This window comes from Thermaerobacter subterraneus DSM 13965, assembly GCF_000183545.2.
Classification (GTDB): Bacteria; Bacillota; Sulfobacillia; order Thermaerobacterales; family Thermaerobacteraceae; genus Thermaerobacter; species Thermaerobacter subterraneus.
The window spans coordinates 823,986-840,076 of record NZ_JH976535.1; the positions used below are offsets into that span (position 1 = coordinate 823,986).

Annotated in this window: 12 protein-coding genes; 3 read left to right on the forward strand and 9 right to left on the reverse strand. The window is 70.7% G+C overall.

Annotated elements, in window-relative coordinates; translation table 11 throughout:
- Positions 1–353: 353 nt before the first annotated feature.
- The 7 genes from ilvD to ilvN all read right to left on the reverse strand — a co-directional run bounded on the left by ilvD (position 354) and on the right by ilvN (position 8,903).
- Positions 354–2,042, reverse strand: coding sequence for a dihydroxy-acid dehydratase (gene ilvD / locus THESUDRAFT_RS03535; RefSeq protein ID WP_040826815.1), 1,689 nt, complete (start codon positions 2,040–2,042; stop codon positions 354–356).
- Positions 2,043–2,065: 23 nt separating this feature from the next.
- A complete protein-coding gene (gene leuB, locus THESUDRAFT_RS03540; protein WP_006903347.1) occupies positions 2,066–3,589 on the reverse strand; it encodes a 3-isopropylmalate dehydrogenase in 1,524 nt (507 codons plus the stop codon).
- A 69-nt stretch (positions 3,590–3,658) separates the two neighbouring features.
- Positions 3,659–4,195 (reverse strand): 3-isopropylmalate dehydratase small subunit, encoded by a 537-nt coding sequence (locus tag THESUDRAFT_RS03545; protein WP_006903348.1) that lies wholly within the window; start codon positions 4,193–4,195, stop codon positions 3,659–3,661.
- A 79-nt stretch (positions 4,196–4,274) separates the two neighbouring features.
- On the reverse strand, positions 4,275–5,576 hold the full coding sequence (leuC, locus tag THESUDRAFT_RS03550) for a 3-isopropylmalate dehydratase large subunit (RefSeq protein WP_006903349.1): 1,302 nt from the start codon (positions 5,574–5,576) through the stop codon (positions 4,275–4,277).
- Positions 5,577–5,724: 148 nt separating this feature from the next.
- Positions 5,725–7,008, reverse strand: coding sequence for a 2-isopropylmalate synthase (locus THESUDRAFT_RS03555; protein WP_006903350.1), 1,284 nt, complete (start codon positions 7,006–7,008; stop codon positions 5,725–5,727).
- Positions 7,009–7,076: 68 nt separating this feature from the next.
- Positions 7,077–8,192: a ketol-acid reductoisomerase gene (ilvC, locus tag THESUDRAFT_RS03560; RefSeq protein ID WP_006903351.1), complete on the reverse strand. Its 1,116-nt coding sequence runs from the start codon at positions 8,190–8,192 to the stop codon at positions 7,077–7,079.
- Positions 8,193–8,294: 102 nt separating this feature from the next.
- Positions 8,295–8,903: an acetolactate synthase small subunit gene (gene ilvN, locus THESUDRAFT_RS03565; protein ID WP_006903352.1), complete on the reverse strand. Its 609-nt coding sequence runs from the start codon at positions 8,901–8,903 to the stop codon at positions 8,295–8,297.
- Between the two features lie 1,305 nt (positions 8,904–10,208).
- Here ilvN and aceA point away from each other — a divergent pair.
- Together aceA and THESUDRAFT_RS12720 are read left to right on the forward strand one after the other, a co-directional pair.
- Entirely contained in the window at positions 10,209–11,597 is a 1,389-nt protein-coding gene (gene aceA, locus THESUDRAFT_RS03570; protein ID WP_006903353.1) for an isocitrate lyase, read from the forward strand.
- A gap of 723 nt (positions 11,598–12,320) precedes the next feature.
- A complete protein-coding gene (locus THESUDRAFT_RS12720; protein WP_083855334.1) occupies positions 12,321–13,103 on the forward strand; it encodes a hypothetical protein in 783 nt (260 codons plus the stop codon).
- Between the two features lie 184 nt (positions 13,104–13,287).
- On the opposite strand, the gene THESUDRAFT_RS03575 is transcribed toward THESUDRAFT_RS12720, so the two are convergent.
- Both THESUDRAFT_RS03575 and THESUDRAFT_RS03580 read right to left on the reverse strand, forming a co-directional pair.
- Positions 13,288–13,602, reverse strand: coding sequence for a hypothetical protein (locus THESUDRAFT_RS03575; protein WP_242823228.1), 315 nt, complete (start codon positions 13,600–13,602; stop codon positions 13,288–13,290).
- 231 nt (positions 13,603–13,833) lie between these two features.
- Entirely contained in the window at positions 13,834–14,874 is a 1,041-nt protein-coding gene (locus THESUDRAFT_RS03580) for a prephenate dehydratase (protein ID WP_006903356.1), read from the reverse strand.
- A 236-nt stretch (positions 14,875–15,110) separates the two neighbouring features.
- Between THESUDRAFT_RS03580 and THESUDRAFT_RS03585 the strand changes: the two genes are divergently transcribed.
- Positions 15,111–15,971, forward strand: a complete 861-nt coding sequence (locus THESUDRAFT_RS03585; RefSeq protein WP_006903357.1) for a DinB family protein — start codon at positions 15,111–15,113, stop codon at positions 15,969–15,971.
- Positions 15,972–16,091 lie beyond the last annotated feature (120 nt).

The window sequence follows — 16,091 nt, forward strand, 5'->3', positions numbered from 1 at the left end:
GCTACCGGCGGTCACGGGTGGATGCTCACTGCCGGCGGCGGGTGCCTGCCTGGTCCCGGCCGTGGATGCCTCGGCTCCGTTCCACCAACTCACCCGGCCGTCCGAGGTTGTCTTGCTTGCCCCGTCGTCACCTGCTACCCTCGGCGCCGGGTTTCCGTTGGCAACCCGGCCATGGCCTGCTGCCGGCGCCGCCCGAAGGAGCCCGGACTGCCTCCCCTCCGGGTTGGGCACCCCCTCCGGGCCGGGCGGATGTCCGTCCGCGGCGGTCGTTGAAGCTGGGCGGGCCGCGACTTGCTCGCCAGATGAAGACACGGTGCAACCCTCCTCAACCGATCGTCTTGTCGCCCATCCGGTCAACCCATCAGCACCGCGCCCGTGTTCGCCGAGGTCACCGCCCGGGCATACCGCGCCAGATAGCCCCGCGTCTCCCGCGGGGGCCGCGGCTGCCACCGCTCGCGGCGGCGGGCCAGTTCGTCCGGAGGAACCCGGAGCTCCAGGCGCCGGCCCGGGATGTCGATCTCGATGACGTCGCCCTCCTCGATCAGGGCGATGGGGCCGCCAGCCGCCGCCTCCGGGGAGACGTGGCCGATGGAAGCGCCGCGGGTGGCGCCGGAGAAGCGCCCGTCGGTGATCAGGGCCACCTCCCGGTCCAGGCCCATGCCCGCCAGGGCGGCCGTGATGGCGAGCATCTCCCGCATCCCGGGGCCACCCCGTGGCCCCTCGTAGCGGATCACCACCACGTCGCCCGGGCGGATGGCGCCCTCACGGATGGCGGCGGTAGCTTCTTCCTCGCCGTCGAAGACGCGGGCCGGCCCGCGGTGGCGCAGCATGGCGGGGTCGACCGCGCCCTGCTTGACCACGGCGCCGTCGGGGGCCAGGTTGCCCCGCAGCACCGCCAGGCCGCCCTCGGGGCTGTGGGGTTCTTCCAGCGGCCGGATGACCTCGGAGCGCCAAGCTCGCGCCCGCAGGATGCGCCGCTCGGCGGCGGCCAGGTTCTCGGCCACGGTGCGGCTCGTCACGGTCAGCACCGAGCCGTCAATGTGCCCGCCCCGCAGCAGCTCGGCCATCACCGCCTGGATGCCGCCCGCCTGGTGCAGGTCCTGGATGTGGTGCGGGCCGGCCGGCGAGAGCTTGCAGAGCTGCGGCGTGGAGCGGCTGATCTCGTCGATCAAATCCAGGTTGATGACGTCTGCCAGCCCGGCCTCGTAGGCGATGGCCAGCAGGTGCAGCACCGTGTTGGTGGAGCAGCCCAGGGCCATGTCCACGGCCAGGGCGTTGCGGAAGGCGGCCTCGGTCAGGATGTCCCGAGCCCGGATGCCGCGGCGCACCAGCTCCATCACCTGCATGCCGGCCTGCTTGGCCAGGCGCAGCCGGGCGGCCTCCACCGCCGGGATCGTGCCGTTGCCGGGCAGGCCGAGGCCGATGGCCTCCGTCAGGCAGTTCATGGAGTTGGCGGTGAACATGCCCGAGCAGGAGCCGCAGGTGGGGCAGGCGGCCTCCTCCAGCTCGAAGAGTTCCTCGGCGGTGATGCGACCGGCCTGGAAGGCGCCGACGCCCTCGAACACCGTAGCCAGGTCCACCGCCCGGCCGAAGACGTTGCCGGCCATCATCGGCCCGCCGCTGACCACCACCGTGGGCAGGTTCAGGCGGGCCGCGGCCATCAGCATCCCCGGCGTGATCTTGTCGCAGTTGGGGATCAGCACCAGGCCGTCCAGCTGGTGGGCCTCGGTCACCGTCTCGATGGAGTCGGCGATCAGCTCGCGGCTGGGCAGGGAGAAGCGCATGCCCCGGTGGCCCATGGCGATGCCGTCGTCGACGCCGATGACGCCGAACTGGATCGGCGTGCCGCCGGCCATGCGGATGCCGTCACACACCGCCCGGGCGATGTTGTCCAGGTGGACGTGGCCGGGGATGATCTCGTTGCGGCTGTTCATCACCCCGATCAGCGGCCGGCGCAACTCCTCGTCGGTGTAGCCCATGGCCTTGAAGAGGGAGCGGTGGGGGGCGCGGTGGAACCCCTCCACCACCTCCCGGCTGCGCAGGGTGGCCGTTTCCGTCAAGGGCGTCACGCTCCCTTCCCTGCCCCGGGCAGGCTCCCGGCCCCCGCCCGGGTGCGGGCCTTCGACTCCGCCCGGCGGCCGGCGGGGTGTCGGGTCCGGTGGCTACAGCGGTGGCCGCTGGAGGTCGCCCCGGCCGGGGGCGGGGCGACCGGCGCCACCCCCGGGGCCGCCGGGTCCGGTTCGTCCGGAAGGACCGGCCGGAAGCCGTGGTCGCCGGCGATCCAGGACACGGCCAGGTTGTCGCCGGCCACCCCGGGGCCGGAAGCGGCCGGGGCAGCGGCGGCGGAAAGGGAAGATCCCGGCACAGCCGCAGGAGGCGTCTCTCCCGTGGTCCCGGCCGTCCCACCGGGGTAACCCTCCCCGGGCGGCGCGGGATCAGCGGGCTCCACCGGATCCCAGAAGGCCACCTGCAGCGGCGCGTCCACAGGCTCCAGGGGCGCGGGAGCCAGCCGCTCCCTGACCTTCAGGGCCACGGCCCGGCCCACCTCTTCCGTTCCGGCTACGGGAGCGCCGGGCGGGGCGATGTCGGGCGTCCACGGGCCGTAAGCCAGCACCTCGTCGATGGCGTCCTCCACGGCCCGGGCCTCCCGCTCCAGACCGAAGGCATACCGGAGCATCAGGGCGGCGGAAGCGATGGCGGCCAGGGGATTGGCGATGCCCCGGCCGGCGATGTCGGGCGCCGAACCGTGGACCGGCTCGAAGAGGGGCGGCCGCCCCGGCAGGCCCAGGCTGGCCGAGGGCAAGAGGCCCAGGGAGCCGCAGAGGGCGGCGGCCAGGTCGCTCAGGATGTCGCCAAAGGTGTTTTCCGTCACCAGGACGTCGAACCGGCCGGGGTTGCGGACCAGCTGCATGGCGGCGTTGTCGACCAGCATGTGCTCCAGCTCCACATCGCCGAACTCCTCCGCCACCGCCTCGGTGACCCGGCGCCACAGCCGCGAGGTCTCCAGCACGTTGCTCTTGTCCACGGACACCACCCGGCGCCGCCGGCCCCGGGCCAACTGGAAGGCCATGCGCACGATGCGCTCGATTTCCGGCGTGGTGTAGACCATGGTGTCGTAGGCCCTCTCGCCGAAGGGCTCCTGCTGGAGGCCCCGCTCGCCGTAGTAGAGGCCGCCCGTCAGCTCCCGGACGATCAGCACGTCGATGCCGGTCCCCACCACCTCGGGCCGCAGGGGCCCCCGGCCGGCCATGGCCCGATGAACCCGCACCGGCCGCAGGTTGGCGTAGGCGCCCACCGCCTTGCGCAGCCTGAGCAGGCCCGTCTCGGGCCGGCGGGCCGCCGGTTCGCGGTCCCAGCGGGGGCCGCCCACCGCACCCAGCAGGATGGCGCCGGCCGCCAGGCATGCCTGTTCCGTCTCGGGCGGCAGGGGATCGCCGGTGGCCTCCACCGCGGCGCCGCCGATGGGGGCTTCGGTGAAGTCGAAGGCGATGCCCGTCGCCGCGCCCACGGCCTCGACCACCCGCACGGCTTCCCGGATCACCTCAGGCCCGATGCCGTCGCCCGGCAGGACGGCGATGCGACAGGTCATGTTCCTCGCCCCCTCCACCAGCTTCCGGCCGCCGCGGGACCCGCGGCCACCCTGCTGCCAGCGGAAACACTACCGGCCGGCGGCGCCACGGCCGGCACCCCCTCCGCCGCCCCCGGCGCCCTGGGCGGCCAGCTTGCGCCGGGCATACTCCACCAGCCCGCCGCAGCGCAGGATCTCCTGCATGAAGGGCGGGAAGGGAGCGGCCTGGAAGGTTTCGCCCGTGGCCACCCGGCGGATGGTGCCGGCGGCCAGGTCGACCTCCACCTGCTCCCCCGTCTCCAGGGCCGCCACCGCGTCCGGGCACTCCAGGATGGGCAGCCCCACGTTGATGGCGTTGCGGTAGAAGATCCGGGCGAAGGAGCGGGCGATGACGCACTGCACCCCGGCGGCCCGGATGGCCACCGGCGCGTGTTCCCGCGACGAGCCACAGCCGAAGTTGCGCCCGGCGACGATCACGTCGCCCGGCCGGACGCCAGAGGCAAAGCTGGGGTCCAGGTCTTCCATGCAGTGGGCGGCCAGCTCGGCCGGATCGGTGGTGAAAAGGTATCGCGCCGGGATGATCACATCGGTGTTGATGTCGTCGCCGTACTTCCACACGCGGCCCACGGCCGCCACCTCCTCATCCTTCCTGGGACGAACCGGCCGCCGGCCGGCAGGCCCACCGGCGGCCGCACCGGCCGGCGCCTCACGCCACCCCGGCCACCTCTTCGTACCGGATGCCGAGTTCCTCCGGATGGCACAGCCGGCCCGCCACCGCCGAGGCCGCGGCCACCGCCGGGTTCGCCAGGTAGGACTCCGACTCGGGGTGGCCCATCCGGCCGACGAAGTTGCGGTTGGAGGTGCTGACGCACCGCTCGCCCTTGCCGAGCACGCCCATGTGCCCGCCCAGGCAGGGCCCGCAGGTGGAGGCACTGACCACGCACCCGGCGGCCATGAAGATCTCGATCAGCCCCTCCTTGAGGGCCTGCAGGTAGATGTCCCGGGAGGCCGGGATGACGATGGCCCGCACCTCCGGGTGCACGCGCCGTCCCCGCAGGATGCGGGCGGCGGTGCGCAGGTCGTCCAGGCGCCCGTTGGTGCAGGAGCCGATGAAGACTTGGTCGATGGGGACCCGCTCCACCTGGCTCAGGGGCCGCACGTTGTCGGGCGACCAGGGCAGGGCCACCTGGGGCTCGATCCGGGCGGCGTCGAACTCGTACACCTCGGCGTATTCCGCGTCGGGGTCGGACCAGACGGGGCTGCAGGGCCGCTGGGCCCGCCGCGCCACGTAGTCCAGGGTCCGCTGGTCAGGATTGAAGATGCCGTTCTTGCCGCCGGCCTCGATGGCCATGTTGGCCATGGCCAGCCGCCCGTCCATGCTGAGGCCGGCCAGGGCCTCGCCGGTGAACTCCATGGCCTTGTAGGTGGCGCCGTCGCAGGAGATGCGGCCGATGGTGTACAGGATCAGGTCCTTGCCCGTCACCCAGGGCTGCAGCCGGTTGTAGTAGACGAACTTCAGCGTCTCGGGCACCTTGAGCCACGTCTCGCCGGTGGCCATGGCGTAGGCCAGGTCGGTGCTGCCCACGCCGGTAGAGAAGCAGCCCACGGCCCCGTAGGTGCAGGTGTGGGAGTCGGCCCCCAGCACCAGCTCGCCGGGAAGAACCAGCCCGCGGTCGGGCAGCAGGGCGTGCTCGATGCCCTCGCCCATCTCGTAGTAGTGGACCAGCCCCTGCTCCCGGGCGAACTCCCGCGCCACCTTGCACTGGTCGGCGCTCCGGATGTCCTTGCTGGGGGCGAAGTGCGACAGGACGATGGCCACCCGCTCGGGATCGAAGACCCGGGTCGCCCCCATCTCGCGGAAGGCGCGGATGGCCAGGGGCGCGGTGATGTCGTTGGCCATGAGGAAGTCGACCCGGACCTCCACCAGCTGGCCGGGTTCGACCCAGGGGACGCCGGCGTGGGCGGCCAGGATCTTCTCGGTGATGGTCATGGGGCGCTGGGCCGCCATGGGATGAACCTCCTTCGCAGGGGCCGGTACCCCGGCTGGCGAATGTTCATAGGCTGGGCATGCGGCCGGCCGTCCGGGCTGGGGACCCGGCCGCACGCCCGGTCTTGCGGGGGTCGCCCCCGTGCTTGCCACGGCCCGCTTCGGGGGGTCAGGCGCCGTGGGCAAGCCGGGGTGCGGCCCCGCTCTCTTGCTGGCGTTCCTCCAGCACCTGGGCCGCCAGCCGCGCCAGGGCCTCCTTGCTGACGAACTCCCGCCGGTCGGCCAGGGCCTTGAAGCGGCGGAACACCTCGCGGAAGGCGTCCTCGGGCAGGCTGAAGCCCAGGCGCTCCAGCTCGACCCGCACGGCGTGGCGGCCGGAGTGCTTGCCCAGCACCAGCTGGGAGCCGCCGGCGCCCACCGCCTCGGGCCGGATGATCTCGTAGGTGAGGGGATTCTTGATCACCCCGTCCTGGTGGATCCCCGACTCGTGGGCGAAGGCGTTGGCCCCCACCACCGCCTTGTTGGGCGGAACGGGCACCCCGGTCAGGCGGGAGACCACCTGGCTGGCGGGAACCAGCTGCCGGGTGTCGACCCCGGTGGTGGCGCCGAAGACGTCGCCCCGCACGGCCAGGGCCATCACCACCTCTTCCAGGGAGCAGTTGCCCGCCCGCTCGCCGATGCCGTTGATGGTGCACTCCACCTGGCGCACGCCCACCCGCACCGCCGCCAGGGCGTTGGCCACGGCCATGCCCAGGTCGTCGTGGGTGTGGGCGCTGAAGACCACCCGGTCCGGCCTGGGCACCCGGGCCATCACCTCCTGGAACATCTGGGCGTAGGTCCAGGGCGTGGCGTAGCCCACGGTGTCGGGCAGGTTGATGGTGGTCGCCCCGGCCTCGATGGCCGCCGCCGTCACCTCGGCCAGGAAGCCCACGTCGCTGCGGGTAGCGTCCTGGGCGGAGAACTCCACGTCCTCGCAGAGGGACCGGGCGTAGCCCACCATCTCCTCCACCAGCCGCAGCACCTGGTCCTCGGTCATGCGCAGCATGGCCTCCAGGTGGATGGGCGAGGTGGAGACGAACACGTGGATCCGCGGCCGCCGGGCGTGGCGGATGGCCGCCCAGGCCCGGTCGATGTCCACCGCCGCCGTTCGCGCCAGGGCAGCGATGGTGGGACCATGGACCTCCGCCGCGATGCGGCTCACCGCCTCGAACTCGCCGTCGGAGGCGACGGGGAAGCCGGCCTCGATGATGTCGACCCCCAGGGCCGCCAGCCAGCGGGCCACCTCCACCTTCTCATCCACCGTCAGGGCGACGCCGGGCGTCTGCTCGCCGTCCCGCAGGGTGGTGTCAAAGATCCGCACCCGGTCCCGGTCGAACCCGGCGTCCCCGCCGTAGCCCGAGCCGGCGGTGCTCGCCATGGGGGTCCGCGTAACCTCACCAACCCCGTCTGCCATGGGGCATCCCTCCCTCTGGGGTGCGGGCCGGAGCCGGTTCGTCCCGCTCCGGCCGGTACCGGACCGGGCTAGCCCGCCCGGGCCGCCGGGGCGGCCGCCGTCGCAGCCGCCGGGGTCGCCGGGGCCTCCTGAACGGCCGGTGCCTCCGGGCGCCCCGCCGCCGGCCGCTGGCCGGCCGCCTCAGGGGCGCCGTCCTCCCGGGGCAGCCAGTCCATCATGGCCCGCAGCCGGCGGCCCACCGCCTCGATGGGATGCCGGGCTTCCTGGGCGCGGCGGGCGTTCATCACCGGCCGGCCGGCCTGGTTCTCCAGGATCCACTCCCGGGCAAAGGCCCCGCTCTGGATCTCGGCCAGGATCTCCCGCATCCGTTGCCGGACCCCGGCGTCGATGATCCGCGGCCCGCGGGTGAGGTCACCGTACTCGGCTGTGTCGCTGATGGAGTAGCGCATGCGGGCCAGGCCGCCCTCGTACATCAGGTCCACGATGAGCTTCAGCTCGTTGAGGCACTCGAAGTAGGCGATCTCGGGCTGGTAGCCGGCCTCGACCAGCGTCTCGAATCCCGCCTTGACCAGCTCCGTCACGCCGCCGCAGAGCACCGCCTGCTCGCCGAAGAGGTCGGTCTCCGTCTCCTCCTGGAAGGTGGTCTCGATGACCCCCGCCCCGGTGCAGCCGATCCCCCAGGCGTAGGCCAGGGCCAGCTGCCGGGCCTGCCCCGTGGCATCCTGGGCCACGGCCAGCAGCCCGGGCACGCTGCGCCCTTCCCGGACGAACCGGCGCAGCAGGTGGCCGGGCGCCTTGGGCGCCACCATGAAGACGTCGACACCGGGCGGCGGCTGGATCTGGCCGAAATGGACGTTGAAGCCGTGGGAGAAGGCCAGGGCCTTGCCCTCGGTCAGGTGGGGGGCGATTTCTGCCTGGAAGACGGCAGGCTGACGCTCGTCAGGGATGAGCATCACCACGACGTCGGCCTGGGCCGCCGCCTCGGCCGGGGTACCAGTGGGGAAGCCATCGGCCCGGGCCCGGTCGGCGCTGGGGCCCGGACGGATGCCGATCACCACCTCCACGCCCCGGTCCCGCAGGTTCTGGGCCTGGGCGTGGCCCTGGCTGCCGTAGCCGATGACGGCGACCCGCCGCCGCCGGATGAGTTCCGGGTTCGCGTCCCGGTCGTAGTAGATCGTCGCCAAGGTGCTCCCTCCCATCCTTGGTTACGCCTTTCGCTCTCCTGGACGGTGGGGCCGGGGTTCCGGCGGGGATCCATCCCGGACCGTGCCGGTGGCCGGCACCGCTCAGGGGCCGGATCCCGCGGCCAGGGCGGGGGAGAAGGCGCCGGCCCCGGAGGGGAGCGGTTCCTCCTCCCCGGAAGGCTCCCAGGAGGGCCCCGGCGTGCCTGCAGGCGCTACGACCGCTGCCGCCAGCACCTGCGAACCCCGCGCCAGGGCCGCCACCCCCGTCCGCATCACTTCCACCGGCCCGAACTCGCGGGCCAGGCCGAGGAAGGCGTCGAGTTTGGCGGGGTCGCCGGTGACCTCCAGCACCAGGGAGCGCGGGGCCACGTCGACCACCCGGGCGCGGAAGACCTGGGCCATCTGGAGCAAGTCGGCCCGCCGGGCAGGATGCTCCAGCAGCACCTTGACCAGGGCCAGTTCCCGCCCCACCGCCCGGGACGGTTCGGCCACCTCGACGCCGGCCACGTCCACCAGGCGGGCCAGCTGGGCCGCCAGCCGGTGGGCCCGGTCGGCCGGTTCGTCCAGGACCAGGTTGACGCGGACGAACCCGGCGGGCCCGGCGGGGCCGGTGGCCAGGGAGCGGACCCGGTACCGGCGGCTCTCATAGACGCCGAGGATGCGGCGGAGGACGCCGGGCCGGTCGGCGGCCAGCACCATGACGTGGATCAAGGGTTCACCTCCTTTCGCCGGCCCGGGGCCGGCCAGCCCCGCTGGAGGGCTGGAAAAACCAAGGCGCTCTTCGCCCCGGGCCCATCGGGCCGGGGGCGAAGAGCGCCGCTTCGCGGTACCACCCCGGTTGCCGCCGCCTCGCGGCGGCGGCCTTGGCGGGTGGCGGCGGGCGGAACTGCGGGTCGCCGGTGTCGCCGGCGTACCGGTGTTGCCGGTATGCCGGTGGCCCGGGCCGCGGGTATCCCGTTTCCCGGTGTCCGGGTGTGCCGGTGTCCGGGCCGCCACCCTCTGGTTAACGACGGCCTCCTGGACCGTCCCGGCAGGGCCCTCCGGCGGGAAGATGCCGGCCGGGCGCGGGGGACGGGGGCGGAGACCGCCGGATCCGGCTAGGGGCCTGGGGGCCCTTCACCGGAACGGCTCCAGGGCGAGTTCCCCGGTTCCTCGGCGCCGGTTTACACCAGCCACCGGCTCTCTGCAGCCGGGCTTACCGGGTACTGCTCCCCTTCACGGCCGCTGAACTGACCTTGGGCTGTCAACCTGGCCGGGCGTCGCCGCCGGGCACCCCCTGGCGCCGCCTGGACCGGCCAGGGCAAAGGGACAACGGCGAGAGGTAATAAGAAACCCCGAGCGGCACAGTCGCCAACCGGGGTTGGGAACCTGCCGCTCGGGGCTTTTATCCCCACGGTGTCCCGCCGGCGGAACCGGCGGGTTGCGCCGCTTGGTCCAGTCCACCGGCGGCGGGCCGCTTTCCGGAGACCGTTGAGACCGGTCTCCCCGCGACCCGGATGGCGGGTCCGCCAGGTCCCCGGAACCCCGGGGACGCAGTGGGCCGCCACAACGCCGGTGCGGAACCCTAGGCGCACTTCCCAAACCGACTCGGACCGCTCTCTATCGAGATGCTGGGTGTCCGTGTCAGGTTTGACCTGGATTATAACACCGGCTACGGGGGTGTCAACCCACTCCACCGAAGGATGCAGGGTTAAGGTTTGTTAATGTTCGGCGCCTGAGGGTTGGATGGTTCGGCGCCCGAGGGTTGGATGCTCAGGGTCGGGAGGGCTGGGTGCGCAAGACCGAGAGGGTCGGGTGCTCAGGACGGGCCGGGGCCGGGAGGGGCTGCAGTACGAGGGCACCGCGAGCAAAGGCGCGGGCCGGGGCCGGGACCGTAGCCCTTGCCGTCCGCCCCCGTTCCCGGCCCCTTCGGTGAGCCAGGACCACCGTTTGCCGGCGGGCCATTGCCTCTGTCACCCCTCCCGCCGTACGTGGTAAGGGAACAGTTCTCACCCACACCCACCGGGAGGGATCCCCGTGAGCATCCGCAACGGCAAGCCCAGGGCCGGGGAGCCGGCCGGCTCGGCGGCACCGCCGCACCCCGACCGGCGGCCCCTGGAGGAGCGGATCCGGCAGGAGGCCGCCCAACTGGAGGAGGAGTGGCGGACCAGTCCCCGCTGGCAGGGCATCCGGCGCAACTACTCGGCCGAGGACGTGGTCCGGCTGCGGGGTTCGGTGCAGGTCGAGTACACCCTGGCCCGCCAGGGTGCGCAGCGGCTGTGGGAGCTGCTCCACAGCGAGGACTACGTGGCCGCCCTCGGCGCCCTGACCGGGGCCCAGGCGGTGCAGATGGTGAAGGCCGGGCTGAAGGCGATCTACCTGAGCGGCTGGCAGGTGGCCGCCGACGCCAACCTGGCCGAGCAGATGTACCCCGACCAGAGCCTCTACCCCGCCAACAGCGTCCCGGCGGTGATCCGGCGGATCAACAACGCCCTGCGCCGGGCGGACCAGATCCACTGGGCCGAGGGGGACGACTCCACCTACTGGATGGCGCCCATCGTGGCCGACGCCGAGGCGGGGTTCGGCGGCCCCCTCAACGCCTTCGAGCTGATGAAGGCCATGATCGAGGCCGGGGCGGCCGGGGTCCACTACGAAGACCAGCTGGCCTCCGAGAAGAAGTGCGGCCACATGGGCGGCAAGGTGCTGGTGCCCACCAGCCAGTTCATCCGCACCCTGACCGCCGCCCGCCTGGCGGCCGACGTGTGCGGCGTGCCCACGATCCTGATCGCCCGCACCGACGCCCTGGGGGCCACGCTGCTGACCAGCGACGTCGACCCCTACGATCAGCCGTTCATCACCGGCGAGCGGACGCCCGAGGGCTACTTCCGGGTGCGCAACGGCATCGAGGCGGCCATCGCCCGCGGCCTGGCCTACGCGCCCTACGCCGACCTCTTGTGGTTCGAGACGGCCAAGCCCGATCTCGAGGAGGCGCGGCGGTTCGCCGAGGCGATCCACCGCCAGTTCCCGGGCAAGCTTCTGGCCTACAACTGCTCGCCGTCCTTCAACTGGAAGCGCCACCTGGACGACGACACCATCGCCCGCTTCCAGCGGGAACTGGCCGCGATGGGCTACAAGTTCCAGTTCATCACCCTGGCGGGTTTCCACGCCCTCAACGCCTCCATGTTCGAGCTGGCCCACGGCTACGCCCGCACCGGCATGACCGCCTACGTCAAGCTGCAGCAGCGGGAGTTCGAGATGGAGGAACTCGGCTACACCGCCACCCGGCACCAGCGCGAGGTGGGGACGGGCTACTTCGATCGGGTCTCGGAGGTCATCTCGGGCGGGCAGTCGTCGACCCTGGCGCTGAAGGGGTCGACGGAGGAGGAGCAGTTCGAGGAGGTGCCCCGGGCAGCCCGGGGAGCGTGAGGCAACGCCGGCCGGCAGGGGCGGCTCGTAACGCCGGTCGGGTGCCCACTGCGGGCCCGGGCCCGACGGATGGGCAGTCTCGGATGCACCGCGGAGAAAGCCGGCAGGACGGGACCGCGGGAATCCAACCCAACCGAGGTATACCAGGATCGGCGAAGAGGGGTGTGCCGCAGCGCAGCGGACGTGGGAAGGGCCGGGGAGGACCCGGCCCTTCGGCATTCGCCATCGACTCGGATCTGAAGTCGCGTCGGGAGGCCAGCCACTCCTCGTGTTGCTCCAGACCGTCGAGCCGGTGTTCGAGCAGATCAAGGCGGTGCCAGCAGCCGACCGCTTTCTCGAACAGGTCAAATGCAAGTCATATGCGTCGAAACGACTCAGGCGTGGTATCTATCACTCGCCTCCACAAACCGACTCCAAGGGTATTTGTGCGCTGAGTCGGTGGGCTCCCTTGTCGCCTTGTGCTACAGCGAGGGGTTCTGTTTTCGGAGTTCATGATACAAGCCTCTATGGCAGAAATGATCTATCTGAGGAAGGAATAATCGTTCCGAATGAGGTATTGTTTTAACCATTCCGGCGCTGATGATGTTGCTGGTTCGTGCAGGAGGCCAGGGAGGCCGAGGTTCGCGAACAAATCGAAGTGACGGGTGAGCAAGAGCGAGGTCTCCCGTGTATGTGCCGAACGGGACGAGCGGATGGAGCGCTTTTCGCAATCGAGGTGAAAATATGTGGCGGTTAACCTCAGGCGTTACTCGCGTTGCTGTGCTGGTGGCAGTGGCAGTCTTTGCAGTTGTAAACACGACGTACGCTGACGCACCGCCTGATGTTGTCCAGGGCATTAAGGACGACATCCCATATGTGCGGGTTGTGTTGGCAAGCGAACCGCAACATTTTGGGCTTACAAAACTGAGTGATGCGGATAACGTAACTTTCGGCGAGGGCTTTCGCGTCCACTATGTCTCTGAGCAAGGTGTTATCGACGCATCAACGGACGTGGATGACATCATTAAGCCCTATCCAAGCCTCCATATTTTCCCAATTTACGTGAATGCAAATCCGGTTGGCATCGCATGGGTACAAAGGGTCAGTAATGAGTGGGAAATTATTGGGGTATCAAGTGACTCGCGGTTTGCGAATGACGTACGAGAGGCTCAACGGATACTTGGGGCCAATGGTATTACTGGGCAAATGCGATTGGTCTATGACGAGGGACATAGAATAGTTGGTCTTGTGGGGGTCGACAGCCGTGGCAACAGCCGGTTTGCGCCCATGCGTGACATAAGCATGTATAATCTTCCCTCGTCGCAAGTCGTGGATATGGAGCGGTTGGTGAGTGAGGTTCGACAGAGAATACAGTCGTCTTCTGATAAGGGTGCTGTTGGTGGGCCTACTGGTGTTAGTTCAGAACCCGAGCATGCTATGCCGAATCCGGTATGGGCCGGATTTGGAGCGGGTGCGCTGGCAGTTATTGTCGGATCACTCTGGTGGGTACGGCGGCGGGTGAGATGAGGAGAAATCGCCACCTGCGGGATGCTTGTCGTTCCCTAGCCACCGACCGCTTGTCAAGGATCAGAGCCCCGGACGGGGACTGGACCCAAGGGCGTCTGCCGCGGGTCTTTCGAAAGGACGCAGGTCCCCCCGGCCTCCACGGGGACGTTCTGTCCGGGACGGGTCCAAGAGGGCCCGAGCCGGTTCACCGGGCCCTCGTGGCGAACACCCGGGACAGGATCAGGCTCCCCACCCCGGCGGCGATCAGCAAGAGGCCCACAGCCAGTTGGAACGGTCCGCTGCCCAGATGGCTAAAGGGGTAGGGTCCGCGGATGATCCACAGGTACCGCTCCGGATCCCCGTGGACGAACCCGTAGACGAGCAGCGGGCTAACGAAGAAGATGAGCGCGAGCCCCAAACACAGCGACGACAGCCCCTGAACCAGCGATTTCGTCGCACACCCCTTGACGCTCTGGCCCATGACCGCGCATGCCTCCCAGGGGTTCATCGCGTCTGGCATGGTACCGGAACCGTCTTACGGCAGAATGTCGGTTTCATGACACCGTGGTGACGGATCCATCGTGGTGACGGATTCATCGGCCAGGCCCCACCACACGGTTGGGAAGGCGCCCCGGTGGCCAGGGCCGGCAACGGCCGCGGCGTGGTGACGCCATGCCCGACCCTTGCCCGATCCTGGCCCGGCCCTGGACCCCGGACCGGTAGGGCCTCAACGGTCGAGGACTTGCAGGTGTCAATGCCCGGCGTCAGCATCATGGACCTGCCACACGCGGTAGCTACCCATGATGCGGACGTAGGTCGCCTGCCGCCGCAGCTCCTTGATCGCCTCCCGCACCCGCGGTTCCTCCAGGCTTCCCTCCAGATCGGCGAAGAACATGTACTGCCAAGACCCGCCAGGTTCCGGCCGGGCCGTCAGCTTCGTCAGGTTGATCTCCCGCCGGGCGAAGGCGCCCAGGCAGCGGTAGAGGGCGCCCGGACGATCCTCGCCGACGAACAGCAGGGACGTCTTGATCTGGCCCGGGACCAGCCGGCTGCCCGCCGGCAGGCCGGGGGTCCCGGGCCCTGCGGGGCGGCGATGCCCGGTACCGGGACCCTCCCCGTCCTGCGGACCCGCCGTCCCGGCTTCAATGCCGGCGGTGTCCAGGCCCTGGGGGCTGTGCCGGTGGCACAGTCCGGGCGGGTTCGCCGGTTCCGCTGGCGCCGCGACGGCCGGTTCGTCCCGTTCCAGGTGGAAGAACCGGGTCACGTTACCGGCCGAGTCCTGGATGTCTTCGGCCAGCACCTCAAGGCCGTAGTAGGCGGCGGCCTGGTGGGAGGCGATGGCCGCCAGGTCCCGGCGGCCGGCTTCCGCCACCTGCCGGGCCGCGGCGGCGGTATCGTAGACCGGTTCGGCGATGAGGCCGTGGCGGTGGAGGAACTCGCGGCACTGGGCCAGTGCCTGGGGATGGGACCGGACGGCCCGCAGGTCGCCGAGCCGGGTGCCGGGTAGCGCCAGCAGGCAGTGGCGGACGGGCAGCTGCAGCTCACCTCGGACCCGCACGGGGTACCGGCGCAGCAGGTCGTACACCTCGCCCACGTCGCCGGCGTAGGAGTTTTCCACCGGCAGCATGGCAGCCGCCACGGCCCCCGCCACCAGGCGGTCGAAGGCGTCGGCGAAGGCCGGGCAGGGCACGGGCTCGGCATCCGGCCCGAAGTAAGAACGAACCGCCACTTCGCTGAAGGCGCCCCGCTCGCCCTGAAAGGCGACGGGCAGCAACAAGGCGGAAGGATCCACAGTGCAGCCTCCCCTGGGGCGGGTGCCAGGCCGCCCCCTCTCCTTCCCGCAGGCGCTGTCGCAGCCGGCACCCGGTGCTGTCCTCCGGGGTGTCCGGTGGCGGGGGTATTACCTGCAAAGGTATCACGACCGGTTCCGCCGAACCATCCCTCGATCGACGCCGCAGGGCCCCAGGGACAGGGTGGCAGGGCCGGTTCTTCCAGGTCCACGGTGCCATGCGGCAAGGAGGGGATTCCATGTCGTCTGTTCGGCCGTCCCTGGCGCTGCTGCGCGTCCAGGACCTGGACCGGTCGGTCCGTTTTTACCGGCAACTGGGCTTCCGCATCTGCACCTACGATCCCGAAGCGGGCGTGGCGGTGGTCGACCCTGTCGATGGGCATCCCTTCACCCTGGCGCTGCCCGGCGTCGACGCCACACCCTGGCTCCATGAGGTCTTTGAAGAACTGGCCGAAGGCCGGCAGCTCTATCTGGGGGCTCCTGGAGGCAACCTGGAGGCCTTTGTTCACCGGCTGCGCCATCAGGGCCTGCCGGTTCCACCGCCGGAGCAGGCGCCGGACGGGAGCCTTGTCCTCGGGCTGCAAGATCCCGACGGTCACCGGCTGTCCTTCTGGCAGGGGCCGGAATGGACCGATGAGGAGTTGCTGGTCATCTACACCAGCGCGCCCGATCGCCTCAGCCAAGCCCTTGCCGGCCTGACCGGCGACCAGCTGGACCTGGCCCGGGCCCCCGGCAAGTGGACGATCCGGCAGATCGTCCACCACATCGCCGATTCCGATGCATCCAGCCTGATCCGCATCTTGATGTGCCTGGCCGAGCCGGGCCGCCCGTACCAGAACAACCCCTACGACCAGGACATCTGGGTCGAGCGCCTGGATCACGCCCACCGGCCCATCGAGCCGTCCCTCGCCCTGATCGCTTCCATCCGCCACCACGTGGCGGCCCTGGTGCGTCACCGGCCGGAAGCGCTGGACGGCGCCGTGGAGCCGGCCCTGGGGGCTCCCATGACGGCTCGCGAGCTGATCGCCATGCTGGCCAGTCATGCCTTGCACCACATTGCGCAGATTGCCGAAACGCGGCGCGTCCACGGCCTGGGCTAGGCTCGGGCTGACTTGGCCCCGGCGGCGGACCCGCGTCCCGCCTGCCGGTTCCTCCCGCTCGAAGGGCAACGGGGCGGTAGGCCACCAGGTTGGCGGCAGGCCACCCGGTGGAGCCCGGCA